General features: G+C 70.8%; 8 protein-coding genes. 2 read left to right on the top strand and 6 right to left on the bottom strand.

Annotation, left to right across the window (positions count from 1 at the left end):
- The first annotated feature begins 36 nt into the window (after positions 1 to 36).
- The gene (gene pks13 / locus AC1DWC_RS07990) at positions 37 to 5,034 is read left to right on the top strand and encodes a polyketide synthase Pks13 (protein WP_477907157.1); all 4,998 of its coding nucleotides are present in this window, start codon (positions 37 to 39) and stop codon (positions 5,032 to 5,034) included.
- Positions 5,035 to 6,576 (top strand): acyl-CoA carboxylase subunit beta, encoded by a 1,542-nt coding sequence (locus AC1DWC_RS07985; RefSeq protein WP_072844483.1) that lies wholly within the window; start codon positions 5,035 to 5,037, stop codon positions 6,574 to 6,576. It abuts the gene before it with no gap.
- Positions 6,577 to 6,670: 94 nt separating this feature from the next.
- On the opposite strand, the gene AC1DWC_RS07980 is transcribed toward AC1DWC_RS07985, so the two are convergent.
- The 6 genes from AC1DWC_RS07980 to AC1DWC_RS07955 form a co-directional block, all read right to left on the bottom strand.
- Positions 6,671 to 7,633, bottom strand: coding sequence for a hypothetical protein (locus AC1DWC_RS07980; protein ID WP_477906965.1), 963 nt, complete (start codon positions 7,631 to 7,633; stop codon positions 6,671 to 6,673).
- Between the two features lie 189 nt (positions 7,634 to 7,822).
- The gene (locus tag AC1DWC_RS07975; RefSeq protein WP_477907156.1) at positions 7,823 to 11,065 is read right to left on the bottom strand and encodes an arabinosyltransferase domain-containing protein; all 3,243 of its coding nucleotides are present in this window, start codon (positions 11,063 to 11,065) and stop codon (positions 7,823 to 7,825) included.
- A 178-nt stretch (positions 11,066 to 11,243) separates the two neighbouring features.
- The gene (locus AC1DWC_RS07970; RefSeq protein ID WP_477906963.1) at positions 11,244 to 14,417 is read right to left on the bottom strand and encodes an arabinosyltransferase domain-containing protein; all 3,174 of its coding nucleotides are present in this window, start codon (positions 14,415 to 14,417) and stop codon (positions 11,244 to 11,246) included.
- Positions 14,418 to 14,486: 69 nt separating this feature from the next.
- Positions 14,487 to 14,624, bottom strand: coding sequence for a hypothetical protein (locus AC1DWC_RS07965; protein ID WP_169888241.1), 138 nt, complete (start codon positions 14,622 to 14,624; stop codon positions 14,487 to 14,489).
- 175 nt (positions 14,625 to 14,799) lie between these two features.
- Positions 14,800 to 16,596, bottom strand: a complete 1,797-nt coding sequence (locus AC1DWC_RS07960) for a glycosyltransferase family protein (protein WP_477906961.1) — start codon at positions 16,594 to 16,596, stop codon at positions 14,800 to 14,802.
- A gap of 103 nt (positions 16,597 to 16,699) precedes the next feature.
- Positions 16,700 to 16,969, bottom strand: a complete 270-nt coding sequence (locus tag AC1DWC_RS07955) for a helix-turn-helix domain-containing protein (RefSeq protein WP_072844487.1) — start codon at positions 16,967 to 16,969, stop codon at positions 16,700 to 16,702.
- Positions 16,970 to 17,027 lie beyond the last annotated feature (58 nt).

Below are 17,027 nucleotides of genomic sequence, written 5' to 3'. Positions count from 1 at the left end.
CGACGGGTAGCGTGATGAGTGATGGCTGAAACAGAGATGACAGTCGCGCAGCTGCGCGAATGGCTACGGAACTGGGTGGCCGAGGCCACCGGGCAACCGGTGAGTCAGATCTCCGACGATCGTCCGATGGAGGAGTTCGGGCTGTCGTCCCGCGACGCCGTCGCGCTGTCCGGCGAGATCGAGGAGCTGGTCGGCATCACGCTGGCCGCCACCGTCGTCTACCAGCACCCGACCATCGCCTCGCTGGCCACCCTGATCGTCGAGGGTGAGCCGGAGGTCGCGGACGTCGCCGAGGATGCTTCGTACTACGCGATCAAGGACACCTCGCAGTCGCACGACATCGCGATCGTCGGCATGTCCACGCGGTTCCCCGGGACCGGGCAGACACCCGACGAGATGTGGCAGCTGCTCATCGAGGGCCGGGACGCCGTCACCGAGCTGCCCGAGGGCCGCTGGAACGAGTTCGCCGCGGACCCGATGGTCGCGGACGCCATCGCGAAGGCCAACACCAAGGGCGGCTACCTCGACGACGTGAAGGGCTTCGACGCGGAGTTCTTCGCGCTGTCGCCGCTCGAGGTCAAGAACGTCGACCCGCAGCAGCGCCTGGCGATGGAGCTGACCTGGGAGGCGCTCGAGCACGCCCGGATCCCGGCCAGCGGGCTCAAGGGCGAGCAGGTCGGCGTGTTCATCGGCAGCTCCGCCAACGACTACCAGCTGCTCGCCGTCAGCGACCCGGTGCACGCGCACCCGTACGCGCTGACCGGCACCTCGACCGCGATCGTCGCGAACCGCGTCTCCTACTTCTTCGACTTCCGCGGCCCGTCCGTGGCGCTGGACACCGCGTGCTCGTCGTCGCTGGTGGCGGTGCACCAGGCGGTGCAGTCGCTGCGCTCCGGCGAGTCCGACCTGGCCCTGGCCGGCGGAGTCAACATGCTGGTCGCGCCCGCCGCGAGCCTCGGTTTCAACGAGATCGGGATGTTCGCCGAGGACGGCAAGATCAAGGCGTTCTCCTCCGACGCGAACGGGATCGTGCGCGCCGAGGGCGGCGGCCTGGTCGTGCTCAAGCGGCTCGAGGACGCCGAACGCGACGGCGACACGGTGCTCGCGGTGATCGCGGGCAGCGCGGTCAACCAGGACGGCCGCTCCAACGGCATGCTCGCCCCGAACCCCGACGCGCAGGCCGCCGTACTGCGGCAGGCGTACCGGGACGCGGGCATCGCCCCGTCCGGCGTCGACTACATCGAGGCGCACGGCACCGGCACCATCCTCGGCGACCCGATCGAGGCGGACGCCCTCGGTCGCGTGGTCGGCCGGGGTCGCGACGCCGACAAGCCGGCGCTGCTCGGTTCCGCGAAGACGAACTTCGGCCACCTGGAGGCCGCGGCGGGCGCCGCCGGCCTGATCAAGGTCGTCCTGGCGATGCGCGAGGACAAGCTCCCCGCCTCCCTGAACTACGCGGGACCCAACCCGTACATCGACTTCGACAAGGCGCACCTCCAGGTGATCCCCGAGGCCACCGACTGGCCGCGGTACACCGGCCACGCCGTCGCGGGCGTCTCCGGCTTCGGCTTCGGCGGCACCAACGCGCACGTGGTGGTTCGCGAGTACGAGGCGGCTGCGCCGCCTGTGAGCACTCTTGGTAGCCAGGACGACCAGAACGACGCACAGGCGACGGAGTTGCTCGACGTCGTGGCCGAGGCCGCCGGCGTGCTCGCCGACGCCGCCGAGTCGATGGGCATCGAGCCCGTCGCCGCCGAGCCCGTCGCCGCCGAGTCGGTCGACGCGGAGCCGATGCCGGTGCTGCTCGCAGTCTCCGCCGCGCTGCCCTCGCGCCGCCGTCGGGCCGCCGCGGACCTGGCCGACTGGCTCGAGACCGAGGAAGGCAGCACCACCGAGCTCGCCGACCTGGGCCGCGCGCTGGTCCGCCGCAACCACGGCCGTTCGCGCGCCGTCGTGCTGGCCCGCACCCGCGCCGAGGCCATCACCGGCCTGCGGGCCGTCGCCGCGGGCAAGCCCGGTCAGGGCGTGCTCTCCGCGGACGCCCCCGCCACCAACGGTCCGGTCTGGGTGTTCTCGGGCTTCGGCTCGCAGCACCGCAAGATGGCCAAGCAGCTCTACCTGAACAACGCCGTGTTCCGGAAGGCGGTCGACGAGGTCGACGAGCTGATCGAGTACGAGGCCGGCTACAAGATGGCCGAGAAGTTCCTCGACGACTCGGTCGACTACGACGTCGAGACCTCGCAGGTCGGCATCTTCACCATCCAGATCGGCCTGGCCGCGGTGCTCCGCCACCACGGCGCCGACGCGGATGCCGCAGTCGGGCACTCGATGGGTGAGGCCGCCGCGGCGTACGTCACCGGCGGGCTCTCGCTCGAGGACGCGGTCCGCGTCATCACCGCCCGCTCGCGCCTCATGGGCGAGGGCGAGTCGGTGCTCTCCGGCGACGACATCCGCCTCATGGCGCTCGTCGAGTACAGCGCCGCCGAGATCGAGTCCGTCCTCGGCGACTTCCCGCACCTCGAGGTCTGCGTGTACGCGGCCCCGACGCACACCGTGATCGGCGGACCGCAGCCCGAGGTGGAGGCCATCGTGGCCCGCGCCGAGGCGGAGCAGAAGCTCGGCCGGATCCTGCAGACCAAGGGCGCCAGCCACACCTCGCAGGTGGACCCGATCCTCGGCGAGCTGGCCGCGGAGCTGGCCGGCATCGAGCCGCACAAGCTGACGGCCGGGCTGTACTCCTCGGTGGACAAGGAGACCTTCTACCGCGCGGGTCACGACCCGGTGCACCAGGTCGAGTACTGGACCAAGGGCATGCGCCACAGCGTGTACTTCACCAACGCGGTGCGGATGGCGGTCGACGCCGGGCACACCACGTTCGTGGAGCTGGCACCGAACCCGGCCACGCTGATGTCGGTGGCGGCGACCGCGTTCGACGCGGGCCTGCACGACGCGCAGCTGATCCCGACCCTCAAGCGCAAGGAGGACGAGCAGCTGGGCGTCCTCACCGCGCTGGCGCAGCTCTACGTGCACGGCCACAAGGTGGACCTGCCGTCGCTGTTCGAGGCCGGCGCCTTCGCCAACCCGCCGCGGACCGCGTTCCTGCGCAAGGAGCACTGGCTCGACATCCGGATCGGTGCGTCCGGCAGCGGTCGCCCGCCCGGCGCTCACGTGGCGCTGCCCGACGGCCGGCACGTCTGGGAGGTCGCGGCTGATGCCGTCACCGACCTGAACGAGCTGGTCACCGCGGCCGCGGCGCAGGTGCTCGCGGACGTCACGCTGACGGCCGCTGTCACGCAAGGCGAGCTGCCGGCGTCCGGCACCCTGACCACCACGTTGAATCGGCACCCCGGCGGTGCGTCGCTGCAGGTGCACGGCAAGCAGGGTGCGGATTTCGCGCTGCTGCTCGACGCCGTCGTCGCCTCCGGTGAGGCGCTGCCCGAGCTCGTCGTCGCCGCGCCGGCCGAGCGGTCCAGCTCGCCGATGGAGGAGCTGCCCGCCGTCGAGGAGTCGTTCGGGGACCGTTGGGACCCGGAGAGCGGCCAGAGGCTCGAGGACCGGCTGGCGCTGATCGTCGCCGAGTCCATGGGGTATTCGCCCGAGGACCTGCCCGCGGAGATCCCGCTGATCGAGCTGGGCCTGGACTCGCTGATGGCGGTCCGGATCAAGAACCGCGTCGAGTACGAGTTCGACATCCCGCAGCTGCAGCTGCAGGCGGTGCGCGACGCGAACCTACGCGAGGTCGAGAAGTACCTGCGCTACGCGATCGAGAACCGCGAGGAGGTCGCGGCGCTCGCCGAGCAGCAGCGTCGCGACAAGGAGGCCGAGGCCGAGGCCGAGCTCGCCGCCGCCTCCACCGCACTCGATTCCGCGCTGGCGGACGAGACCACCAGCCCCGTCGCCGAGGCCGAGGAGATCGTCGCCGAGGCGGAGCAGGACGAGTCGGACGGGGAGATCAACGTCCCGCCGCGCGATGCCGCCGAGCGCCTGACGTTCGCCACCTGGGCGGTGGTGACCGGCAAGTCCGCCAAGGGCATCTTCAACATCCTCCCGGTGCTGGACGACGACACCGCGGAGAAGCTGGCCGCGCGACTGACCGAGCGGGCCGGCGGCGAGGTGAGCTTCGACGACGTCCTCGACTCCGAGACCGTCGAGCAGCTCGCCGAGAAGGTGCGCGAGCACCTCGAGGACGGCGTCAAGATCGAGGGGCTGGTGCGAACCCTGCGCGAGCGTCCCGAAGGTTCCACTGCCGTACCGGTCTTCGTGTTCCACCCGGCCGGCGGGTCCACCGTCGCCTACGAGCCGTTGCTCAGGCGACTGCCCGCGGGCACCCCGATGTACGGCTTCGAGCGCACCGAGGGCTCGATCGAGGTGCGGGCGGCGGAGTACCTGCCGCTGATCAAGGAGATCCAGGGCGACGGCCCGTACGTGCTGTACGGCTGGTCGCTCGGCGGCGTCCTGTCCTACGCGGTCGGCAAGATGCTGCGCGAGGAGGGCAAGGACGTCCGGATCATCGGCCTGATCGACACGGTCATGGCGGGCGAGGAGGTCGAGGAGACCCCCGAGGAGATCCGCAAGCGCTGGCAGCGGTACGCCGCGTTCGCGAAGAAGACGTACAACGTCGACGCCCCGCTGCCGTACGACAAGCTGGCCGCGGCCGAATCCGACGAGGACCAGATCCAGATCCTCATGGAGCTGCTGAAGATGAGCGGCGCGAAGATCCCGGGCGGGATCATCAAGCACCAGCGCACCTCGTGGCTGGACAACCGGGCACTTCAGACGGCGAAGCCTGACAAGTACGACGGGGACGTGGTGCTGTACCTGGCGGACCGGTACCACGACGACGCGATCGCGCTCGAGCCTGCGTTCGGGACGCGTGCACCCGACGGCGGCTGGGGGAAGGTCGCCTCGAATCTGGAGATCATCCACGTCGGCGGCGATCACATCCAGATCGTCGACGAGCCGTACATTGCCAAGGTGGGGGCTGACCTGACCAAGAAGCTGGCCCTGATCGAGGCCGAGAACCGGAGCAACTGAGTGACCACCACCGCAGACAAGCTGGCGGAACTTCGCGAGAAGCTGGAGCTGTCGAAGGCCCCGGGCAACCCGAAGGCCATCGCGCGGCGCGCGGAGAAGGGCCTGCCCACTCCGCGCGAACGCATCGACATGCTGCTCGACCCGGGCAGCTTCGTCGAGGTCGGCCAGCTCGCCCGGATGGCGGGCGATCCCGCCAACCCGTACGGCGACGGCGTCGTCACCGGGCACGGCACCGTCGAGGGCCGGCCCGTCGCGGTGTTCGCGCACGACCAGACCGTCTTCGGCGGCGCGGCCGGCGAGATCTTCGGCCGCAAGGTCTCCGCGATCCTCGACTTCGCAATGAAGATCGGCTGCCCCGTCGTCGGCATCAACGAGTCCGCCGGCGCCCGCGTTCAGGACGCCGTCGCGTCGGTGGCCTGGTACGCGGAGATGGGCCGGCGTCACGAGCCGCTGTCCGGGCTGTGCCCGCAGATCTCGATCATCCTCGGCAAGTGCGCCGGTGGAGCCGTCTACGCGCCGATCAACACGGACGTCGTGATCGCGACCGAAGAGTCGTACATGTTCGTCACCGGTCCGGACGTCATCAAGTCCGTGACCGGCGAGGACGTCAGCCTCGACGATCTGGGCGGCGCCCGCAAGCAGGCCGAGTACGGCAACGTGCACCACGTCGCGCCGGACGAGAAGGCCGCGTTCGAGTACGCGCGCAAGTACCTGAGCTTCATGCCGTCCAGTTGCACCGAGCAGCCCCCGATCGTCAACCCCGGCCTCGAGCCGGAGATCACCGAAGACGACCTGTCGCTCGACACGTTCATGCCCGACGCCGACAACTCCGGCTACGACATGCACGACGTGCTGCTGAAGATCTTCGACGACGGCGACTTCCACGAGGTCCGCAGCCAGACCGCGCAGAACATCATCACCGGCTTCGCCCGGGTCGACGGCCGTCCGGTGGGCGTGGTCGCGAACCAGCCGATGCACCTCTCCGGCGCGCTGGACGCGGCGGCGTCGGACAAGGCCGCGCACTTCGTGCAGGTCTGCGACGCGTACAACATCCCGCTGGTGCTGGTCGTGGACACTCCGGGCTTCCTGCCGGGCGTCGAGCAGGAGAAGATCGGCGTCATCAAGCGCGGTGGCCGGTTCCTCTTCGCCTACGTCTCGGCAACCGTGCCGAAGGTGACCGTCGTGGTCCGCAAGTCCTACGGCGGCGGCTACGCGGTGATGGGCTCCAAGCAGCTCGGCGCCGACGTGAACTTCGCCTGGCCGACCGCCCGTATCGCGGTGATGGGCGCGGAGAGCGCGGTCGCGGTGATCGGCCGCAGGCAGATCGAGGCGGCCGGCGAGAACGCCCCCGCCGTGCGGCGGGAGCTGATCAACTTCTACAACGAGCACGTCGCGACCCCGTACGTCGCGGCCGAGCGCGGCTACATCGACGCGGTGATCGACCCGTCGACCACCCGCCTCGAGATCCGCAAGGCGCTGACGCTGCTGCGCGGCAAGACGGTCGCCAAGAACCCGCGGAAGCATGCGCTGATCCCGTTCTGACCGTCCCACCCGTTCTCCTCCCCAATGTCACATTGATTACCCACAGGGTCCCCAATGTGACATTGGGGAACCGGGAGGTGGGTGGTCAGTGCGGTCAGGATGCCGGCCGCAGGCGCACGTCGGGCCGGGGCCTCGACTGCGCCAGGAGATAGCTCTGCTGGAGCTCGTGGAGCACCAGGTCCGGCCGGTCCCGCACCGTCCGCGGCAGGTGCGTGAGCACGATGATGCCGTGGCTCTGCATCCGTGCCCGCCTGATCAGAGTCTGTTCGTGGTCGCGGACGTTCAGGTGATGCTCGAGGGAGTCGATTTCCCAGGCCATCGCGACGGAGTCGATCCAACCGTCCGGCCTCGCGATGAAGCTGCCTGTGCCGGTTTCGATCTCACGATTGTGGACCATCGGTGGCAGACCGCTGCGCCGGTAGAGTTGCTGCGCTGCGATCTCGGCGACGGAGTGGGCGTCGGCCGCGAGTTCGCGCAGAACCGATCGTGGCAGCGCGGTGCCGCGCCGTGACCCCTCGGCAAGTTCGATCGCCAGTTCCTCGACCGAGGTGTCGCCCCGCTGGATGACTTCGCTGAGCAGCGCCCGGCAGGCATTCCTTCGTCGCAAGCGGCGCGCGACGTCCAGCACGGCTCGGGTGACCGGTGCGCAGCGGAGCGAGCCTCGCCGGATCGGAGCGTGCGGTATCCGCCATGTGCGCTCGGTCTGGACGAAAGCAGAAGCTGCCCTGTGCTGTTCAGCTGGGATCAGCAGCAGCACCCCATTCATGGAGGCGGAGCGTCGGTAGCCGTGTGCAGCGAGGGCCGCGTGGCCCGAGAGGACGCAGTTGTCGCCGCCGTACATCATCGCTGCGGTCGCCCGCTCGAGCTGCGTCGGGAAACCGTTGTGCAGCAGGACGATGCCGGGGAGCATCCGCTGCCAAGGTCCGCCCGGTAGGCAGCGACCGGAGATCGCCTTCGGTGAGACGCCGAGTGCCTTCAGAGTTCTCGACCGGATGACCAGGTTGAGGCTGTGGGCGACGACCCTCGCGTATTCGGCCTCGCGGTCTGCTCGATTCACCCGTTCAGGTTGCCCGAGACGATGCACGGTACGAGTCCGTCGAGCCCCGATTCGGGGCGCCCTGTGGATGGAATCCGGACCTGTGGACAACCGTCCGTCCCGCGCCAGGATCCCGCCCGGCCCGGTCCCCAATGTCACATTGGGGGCCCTGTGGGCAACCAATGTGACATTGGGGAAAGTGCGGGCGGGCTAGTAGACCCGCATCATCCCGGGGTTCCAGAAGCCGGACCGGGTGACCTCGCTGGTGTCGACGGTCGCGGCGGCGGCGTCGGGGAAGAACCGGGTGTACCGCTCGAGTGCGCCCCAGTCCCGGCCCCAGTCGTCCTTGAGGTAGGTGGGCACGGTCGACGGCTCGGCCAGCATCTCGGTCCAGCCGAGCGGTCCGCCGTTCTCCTGCGACTGCCAGGTGTCGGTGGAGCTCACCGCCAGCGGGCGGTCCGGCTTGATCCGGTAGTTGGGCATCTCGGCGACGCCGTACAGGTGGTCGAACGGGCGCTGGCAGGGGAACTGCAGCCCGACCGCCCAGTCCAGCAGCACCGGCTGGGTGGAACCGACGAAGTCGTTGAGCGTCTGCAGCTGCGGCACCCGCGGCGGGGTGAACGCGAGCCACTGGTCACCGGTGAGGTTCGGGTCGTGCGCGAGCACCCGCACCACGTTGGTCTCCGCGGGCAGCTCGTCGAGCGGGATCCGCAGGTTCCGCCAGGACGGCGCGGGCCCGATGTCCTTGGGCAGGTAGGTGCCCAGCGCGGTGACGGCGCCACCGGCGTCGCGGTGCCCGTACTCGAGCAGCAGCGACTGCCCGTAGGTGGACTCGCCGTCCTTGGTCTCCGACCAGATCCGACCGGCCGCGGTGACGACCACGAGCGGGGAGTCCTCGGTGCGCTCAGGCAGCTGGTACCAGCTGGTGGTGACCTTCGCGGGTTCCTGCACACCTGGCTGGTAGCTGCCCAGGACCGGGGTGGTCGCCGGGTCCAGGCCGAACGGGAGCTTCGCGGTGCTGCCGTTGACGCCCTGTGCGCCGGTGCCGCCGGAGGTGCCGGCGTTGGAGCCGGTGGCGAAGTTGGCGCCGACCGACTGCGAGTCGGTGTTGGACTGCCCGGGCTTGACCTCGGTGTAGTCCGCGGTCAGGTCCTCCGGCACGCCGTTCGGGCTGAAGCCCGTCGGGGCGACGCCGGCCAGCGGGTCGTTCGGGTCGGTCGGCGGCTGCGCCGGGTCGCGCACCGGCTGCAGGCGTCCGGCGTTCGGGTCGGCCTCTGTGAGCACGTCGGTGGCCAGCCCACAGCTCGAGCCGGTGACGGCGTCGACGTTGGAGCGGGCCAGCGAGTACGCCGGGTACTGCGCGACCGCGCCCTTGGCGAGGGAGAGGATCTCGAAGAGCACCATCGCCGCGGCGACCACGGTCAGCGGCATCGCCGCGAACTTCATGATCCGCCGGCCCTTCTCGGTGGAGGCCTTCACCTCGGTGCCGATGAAGTCCTCGCGGAAGTACTGCCAGCCCACCAGGAGGATCGCCGCCACGAACAGCGCGAGCAGCGCGGTGTTGAGCTCGAAGCCGGCGAGCGAGACGGTCTTGTCGAACCACGGGATGCCGTAGCTCGAGACGTACCACCAGCCGTTGATGCCGGAGAACGAGAACGCGAGCACCAGCAGCAGCCCGGCCGCGAACATGGTGCGGTTGCGGCGAGAGCGCAGCGCGCTGGCCGACACCGCGACCGCGGTCAACGCGGCCAGCGAACCGGCGATGCCCGCGTACACACCGAAGTGGTGCGTCCACTTGGTGGGGTTGAACATCATGAAGAAGATCGTTCCGAACACCACGCCCAGCAGCCGCCAGGACGGGCCGACGGCCGCGCCGGGAATCCGCTTGCGGCGCAACAGCACGAACAGCGTGGTGAACAGGCACAGCATCATCACCAGGAAGGCGAAGCGGCGCGAGACCGAGCCGTCGACGGTCTGCACGAACAGGTAGTAGTACCGGAGGAACTCCTCGTACCAGTTCATGTTCGGGCCGATCAGGGTGCGCACCCGGGTGGCCTCGCGAACCCCGGCGAAGGTCTGGTCGGCGAACACCGCGACCAGCACCACCGTGCCGGCGGCCATCAGCGGCGCGAGCAGCGACCACAGCCCCACCTCGCGGTGGCGGCGGACCAGGATCCGCAGCATCGGGCGGGCGCCGGCGAGCAGCGCGGCCACACACATCAGGCCGGTCGGGGCGGCGCCGAGGGAGAACGCGGCGATCACGATGGCGACGGCGGCCGGCAGCAGGCGTCCGGTGGCGATGGACCGCTCCACCGAGCACCAGGTCAGCAGGGCGCCGAGGGCCACGATCGGTTCGGGGCGCAGGCCGTTGTTGTAGGGCATCCAGAATGCGAGGAACACCAGTGCGCCGGTCCAGACGGCGGCCTGACTGTGCCGGACCGCCCGCCCGAGGCGCGGGATCACCTCGCGGCTGATCACCATCCAGCAGAGGATCCCGGCGAGCAGCGCCGGCAGCCGCATCCACGGGCTGGCGGTGGAGATCTTCGCCATCGCGGCGAGCACCTCGTAGTACCAGCCGAACGGCGCCTCGGGGACACCGAACCAGCGGAAGTAGTTCGCCATGTAGCCGGCGTGCTCGGACGCGCGGGCCATGGTCAGCAGGTAGCCGTCGTCGGCGGTGTTGGCACCGATGAAGTGCCAGAGCACCAGGGCCGCGGTGACGGTCGCGTCGATGGGCCGGAAGCGCCACCAGCTGGCAGGCAGGAAGCGACGGTGCACTCGACCGTCGGTGCCGTCGAGGCGGCCCAGCGCGACCAGGGAGGAGATGGTCAGCAGCACGGCCAGCACCATCGCGGCCAGCTTCACGAACGTCGGCGCCGAGGTGAACCGGCTGTCGATGTTCGCGGTGAAGGTCAGGTCGGACGGCGCCGCGCCGTCGAGGCTGGAGAAGACGCCGACCAGCTGCGGGCGCAGGTCGCCGGTGAGGGTGCCGGTCGCCGGCTGCCCGTCGACGGTGAGGCCCTCGAACGTGGCGGTGGTCTGGTCGATGTCCGAGACGATGGTCAGCGCGGAACAGCCGCCGGACGCGACGGCGTCGCGCGGCGCGGTGGCGACCACCACGTTGCGGTCGAGGACGTCGACGGTGCTCTCGGTGACCCGGACGAACATAGCGTTCAGCGACGCCTCGGAGCCCTGCGGCGGCGCGGTGGCCAGCAGCAGTCCGCCCGACGCCGGCAGGTCCCGGACCAGCCGGCACGGCACGCTGGCCTGCAGGTCGATGGGCACCTGTGCCATCAGCGGTGCGTCGACGTTGCCGATCACCCCGGCCTGCGGCCAGTTCAGCGCCGCCGCGGTCTGCTTGACGGGCAGGAACGGCGTCGCGACCGCGAGCACGAACCCGAGCAGCCCGGTGACGATCGCGATGAGCCGGGCGGTCCGGTACTTCGCGCGCATGTCCACGGAGGTCGATATTGCGGGCGGGCGAGGGGGAGCTGTCACGGCTTCGGGCACGATTGACGATGGTATGCGAGCGGCCGTGGCGGATCACACCGCGTCGGGATTGTCCGATATCGCGAACGCGGGTGCGGGCGCCCGTGTATGGGGTAGCCCGCACCCGCGTTCGCGGTCCCGGTCAGCGAGCGGCGAGCGGCCCCGGGCTCCACAGTCCGGACCGCGTGACCGGCTCGGTGTCGACCTGTCCGGTCACCGCGGCGGGGTCGCGCGGGGTGTACTTCTCCAGCGAACCCCAGTCCCGCGCCCAGTCCTTGTCCAGGTAGCTCGGCATGGTCCGTGACGTCAGCAGCAGGTCGATCCAGCCGAGCGGGCCGCCGCCGATCTTGTCCTGCCAGCCGTTGGTGGAGTCCGCGCCCACCCGGTCGGGCAGGATCCGGTACTCCGGCACCTCGGCGACGCCGTACTCGTGCGCGAACGGGCGCTGGCAAGGGAACGACAGCCCGACCGACCAGTCCAGCAGCACCGGCGCGGTGGTCCCGACCACCTCGTTCAGCGTCTGCAGCTGCGGTACCCGCGGCGGCGTCACGGCCAGCCACTGCTTCGGGGTGAGGTCGCGGTCGTCCGCGACCAGCCGGACGGCGTCCGCGTCGGCGGGGATGTCCGCCATCGGCACCCTCAGGTTCCGCCAGGACGGCGACGGCCCGATGTCGATCGGGGCGACGCGGCCGCGTACCTCCACCCGGCCGTCGTCCGTGCGGGTGCCGTACTCGACGGCGAGGTCCTGACCGGGGGTGACCACACCGTCCTTGTCGACCGAACGGATCCGGCCGGCGGCGGTGACCACGAGGATCGGTGCGGCGTCGCTGCGGTCGGGCAGGCCGTACCAGTCGGAGATCAGCTGCGCGGGCACCTGCTCGCCGACCTGGTAGCTGCCGAGAACCGGGGTGCGCGCGGGGTCGAGGCCGAACGGCAGCGCCACGGAGCTGCCGTTGACGCCGGTGGCGCCGGTGCCGCCGCCGGTGCCCGCGGCCGTGCCGGTGGTGGTCGTCGTCGTGGTCGAGTCGAGCGAGTTGGCGCCGCCCGCGCCCTTGTTCTCCGCGTCCGCGGTGAGGTCGACGGGCACGCCGTTGGGGGTGAAGCCCTTCGCCTCCTCGCCGCCGAGCGGGTCGGGTGCGCCGGAGAGGGCGCTGAGCATCCCGACGTTGGCGTCCGGCTCGATCAGCACGTCGTCGGCGAGGGCGCAGGTGTCGCCGGTGAGGGTGTCGAAGTTCGACCGGGCCACGGAGTACGCCGGGTACTGCGCGACCGCGCCCTTGGCGAGCGAGAGCACCTCGAAGAGCACGACGAAGGCCGCCGCCAGGGTCAGCGGGGAGTCGAGCAGCGCCCGCCAGCCGTGGGTGGGCACCGGCCGTTCCTCCGCGAGGTACGGCTGACGCAGGTGCTGCCAGCCGGCCAGCAGCAGCGCCAGCACCGACAACACGAGCAGGCCGTTGGCGAAGCTGTTGCCTCCGATGGACGGCGGCTTGTCCCACCACGGCACGCCGTAGCTGGACACGTACCACCAGCCGTTGGAACCGGAGAAGGCCATGGACAGCAGGAACAGCACGGCGGCCGCGAACAGGGTGCGGTTGCGGCGCGAGCGCAGGGTGGCGGCGGCGACGGCCACCGCGGCCAGGGCGGCGACCGAGCCGGCGATGCCGGCGTAGACACCGAAGTGGTGCGTCCACTTGGTGGGCGTGAACATCATCAGCAACAGCGAGCCGACGATGATGCCGAGGATCCGCCGGGACGGTCCGGCGGCGGTGCCAGCGATGCGACCGCCGCGGCGCAGCATCATCATCCCGCACACCACCACCGACAGGATCATCACGAACACGCCGAACCGGCGGGCCAGCGAGCCGTCGGGGGAGACGTTCATCAGCGCGTCGTACCGGTGGTACTCGTCGAACCACTGGACGTTGGGGCCGACCGCGGACCGCACCTGGGTGGACTCGAGCACGGTGGCGAGGGTCTGGTCGGCGAAGATCACGATCAGCACCACCAGACCGGCGGCGCCGATCGGCGCGAGCAGGGGCAGCCAGCCGACCTGCCGGGCGCGGGTGACGGCGATCTGAACGAGCGGCCGCGCGCCCACGATCAGGGCGGCGACGGCGATCAGCCCGGTCGGGCCGGCGGCCAGGGAGAACGCCGCGATCAGCACGCCGACGGCGGCGGGCAGCAGCCGCCCGGTGGCGATCGCCCGCTCGATCGAGCACCAGGTCAGCAGCGCGCCGAGGGCGATGATCGGTTCCGGGCGCAGGCCGTTGTTGTAGGGCAACCAGAACGAGAGGAACACCAGTCCGGCGGTCCACAGCGCGATCCGGTTGTGCCGCACCGCCCGGCCGAGACGGGGGATCACCTCCCGGCTGACCACCATCCAGCACAGGATGCCGGCGATCAGGGCCGGCAGGCGCATCCAGGTGCTGGCCGTGCCGACCTTGGTCATCAGCGTGAGCACGTCGTAGTACCAGCCGAACGGGGCCTCGGGGACGCCGAACCAGCGGAAGTAGTTGGCCATGTACCCGGCCTGCTCCGAGGCCCGGGCCATGTTGAGCAGGTAGCCGTCGTCGGAGGTGTTGGCGCCGATGAAGTGCCAGAGCACGAGCACGCCCGCCACCAGCGCGTCGACGCCGGTGAAGGTCCACCAGTGCCGCGGCAGGAAGCGCCGGGCCCGACGGCCGTCGACGTTGTCGAGGCGGTGCAGGGCCAGCAGCGCGAGCGCGGTGGCGAGGACACCGACGATCATCGCGAGCAGCTTGAACACCGTCGGGCTGGAGGAGAAGCGGGAGTCGATGTCGGCGTGCACCGCGAGGCCGGCGGGGGCGGCGCCCTGCAGGTCGGAGAAGACGCCGACCATCTGCGGGCGCAGGTCGCCGGGCAGGTCCACGCTGGTGGCCCCGTCGGCGGCGTCCGCGTCTGTGTCGGGCAGGCCGGCGAAGGTCGCGGTGGTGTGGGTGGCGTCCGAGTGCACGACGATGGCGCTGCATCCGCCGAGTTCGGCGAGCGGCGCGGAGATCAGCTGGGTGTTGCGCAGGATCACCTGCACGGTCCGGTCGGCGTCGGAGCCGACCTTCACCACCAGCCCGGCGAGCTCGGCGTCGGCGGACTGCTTCGGCACGGTCGAGAGGAGGTTGCCGCCGTCGGGCAGGGTCGCGGCCGTCGCGCAGGGCAGGTGCACATCCAGGCTGATCGGCTCGTAGCTGACCAGTGGGGCGTCGATGCTGGTCAGGGTGCCGTTCTGCGGCCAGGAGACGGTGGCCTGCTGCTGCGTCACGGGCAGCAGCGGGGTGAGTACCGCCAGGACCAGGCCCACCAGCCCGGAGACGACTGCGATGGTCAGGGCCGATGCGAGGGAGCGGGCCCTGACCCGCGTCCGCCGAGATCAGGAGTCGAAGTTGAATCCGCCGCCGCCACCGGCGCCGCCGGTCGCGCCGCCGCCCGCATTGCCGGTCGAGCCGGCGCCGAGGTCGCCGCCGAGCATCGCCGAGATCAGGGCCGAGAAGATTGCGGAGAAGGACATAGGCGCTCCTGCGTGTCACGTGATCGTTGGTCGACACCGGCTGGTGTCGGAGGCCATTGGACCGAGTGGCGACGGCCGGAGTCGACGGATCGACCGCAAGTTAGGGGCCGATTAGGGGGCAGTCGGACATCCCCCTGTCCCTATGTCTTCCCCTAGCGGGTGGGGAGGCCGGGGGTCACCGGGTGCCGGCGACCAGGCCGCGGACGTCCCAGACCCAGACGTCGCCGGCCTGGTGGCCGGGGTCGCCGAGCAGTCGCTGGACGGTCTGACGCAGCGCGGCCTCGTTGCTGCCGTGCGGCAGGACCATCACGTCCGCCCGCCAGAACTGCAGGTCGGTGACGGCCTGCCTGCGTTCCGCGTCGGTCACCGTGGGCACCACGCCGGTCTTCTGGGTCTGCGCCAGCAGCAGCGCGGTCGGGCGGTCGTCGGGCCCGTACTTGGCCTTCTTCTCGGGGCCGACCGGGCCGACGAAGTAGCCGCCCGCCAGGGGGAAGCCGAAGTCGGCCTCGATCTGCCAGGTCAGGGCGCGGGCGTCCTCGGGCCGGGGCAGCGGGACGGTGACGACCGAGCCGGAAGAGACGTAGTCACGCCAGGTGCCGTCGGCGAAGAACTCCGGGGCCGGGGCCCGGTCGACGGAGGGCAGCGGCGTCGGGGTGAGGGGCAGCAGCGCGACCAGCAGGAGCAGCAGCCAGGGCACGAGTGCCGCCCGCTGCCGCAGGGCCCGCTCGGTGGCCAGCGCCAGCAGTACCGCGATCGCGGGGATCGCGCCCATCGCGAATCGCGTCTCGAGCACGGACTCGAGCAGCGGCACCCGCTCGAGCCAGCTCCAGGGCAGGTCGATCCCGGTGCCGCCGCGGCCGACCGTCAGCTCGGCGCCGAGGGAGAGCAGGCACATGACCGCGGTGGTGATCGCCGCCGCCCGGGCCGTCGGCGAGCGTCGCAGCCAGACCGCGGCGCCGGTGACCAGCGCGAGCAGCGGCCAGCCGAAGTAGGCGTTGTGCTCGGTGGGGTTGATGGCGACGTCCTGGCCGGGGCTGAGCAGTCCGCCGACGGACTGGGCGGGGAACTGCAGCAGCGCCTTGAGGTCGTTGCCCATCGGCCCGTGGTCGATGAACTCGTAGCTCTGCGGCCCGAAGAACTGCCACCACAGCGGGATCGCGGTGATCGCGAGCGCGATCGCGGCGGCGACCAGCAGAGGTTTGAGTGCGGTCCGGATGGTGGGCAGCGCCTGGCGGGGGTGTGCGGCGAGGTACGCCACGGTGAAGACGCCGAAGCCGATCGCGAGGATCAGCAGGGGTTCCTCGCCGAGCAGGATCTGCGCCGCGACCAGCACGCCGAGCAGGACGGTGGTGCGCGGGCCGGCGCCGCGGGCCAGGGCGACCACGCAGGCCAGGATCAGCGGCAGCAGGCCCATGGCGACGAAGTTGGGGTGGCCGTTGGCGTGCGAGATCATCGCGGGGGCGAATCCGCAGAACAGGCCGCCGATCACCGCCGCCGCCGTCGACTCGACGACGTACCGGGACAGCAGCCAATACCAGGCGAAGGCGGTGCCGGCGAGCCCGGCGGTGAGGACCAGCGTCCAGGTGAAGGTCGGGCCGAACAGCAGGGTGACGGGTGCGAGCGGCAGGCTGACGCCGAACATGGCCGTGTTGGCCATCAGGTTCACGCCCTGCGGGTAGTTCTGCAGCACGGTGCCGAGCGGATTCTGGAAGTGGGTGACCGAGTGCGCAGCGACGGCGAAGAACCATTCCCACATTCGCTGGTCCTGGCCGCTGCCGACGAGGTAGCCGCTGGTCGGTGAGCGCCACTGCTGTTCCAGGACGTACACCGCGACCGCGGTGAACCCGAGCGCCGCGAGGAGGTCCGGCCTGCGCAGGCGCAGACGGCTGGGTGCCGGGGCGGTCGCGGTGGTGGCCGGCGTGAGGGTCGACGGCCCCGGGGTCAGATCGCCTGCTGTCTGCACCGAAGTCATCCACGCTCCTGTCCGAGATTGCGCCCACGACGCTCGCGGGACCCGTTGACGGTACGGGCGAACCCTGTGGTCTGTCTGTGTCAGGTCCGGTGGGCGGTCCGCGTCAGGATGCGGCTTCGCGCTCCGGCGACGGCACGGCGAGTGCCTCGGCCACGCGGTCCAGCGACAGCCCGAGCACCTCGGCCACGGCGGCGATGGTGAAGAAGGCCGGTGTCGCGATGCGGCCGGTCTCGATCTTGCGCAGCGTCTCGACGGAGATCCCGGCGGTGAGCGCAACTTCGACCATGCTGGCCCCGCCGCGGGCCTCGCGCAGCAGTTCGCCGAGTCGTCGGCCCCGTTCGAGTTCCTCCGCCGTGAGCGGTACGCGCACCATGTTGCCTATAGTAATACCGGTATAGTTATTGGTCTGATGGTTGTCGACGGGAAGGCGC

Source organism: Rhodococcus sp. P4_C10, assembly GCF_056402135.1.
This window is presented reverse-complemented; position numbering and strand designations above follow the sequence as displayed.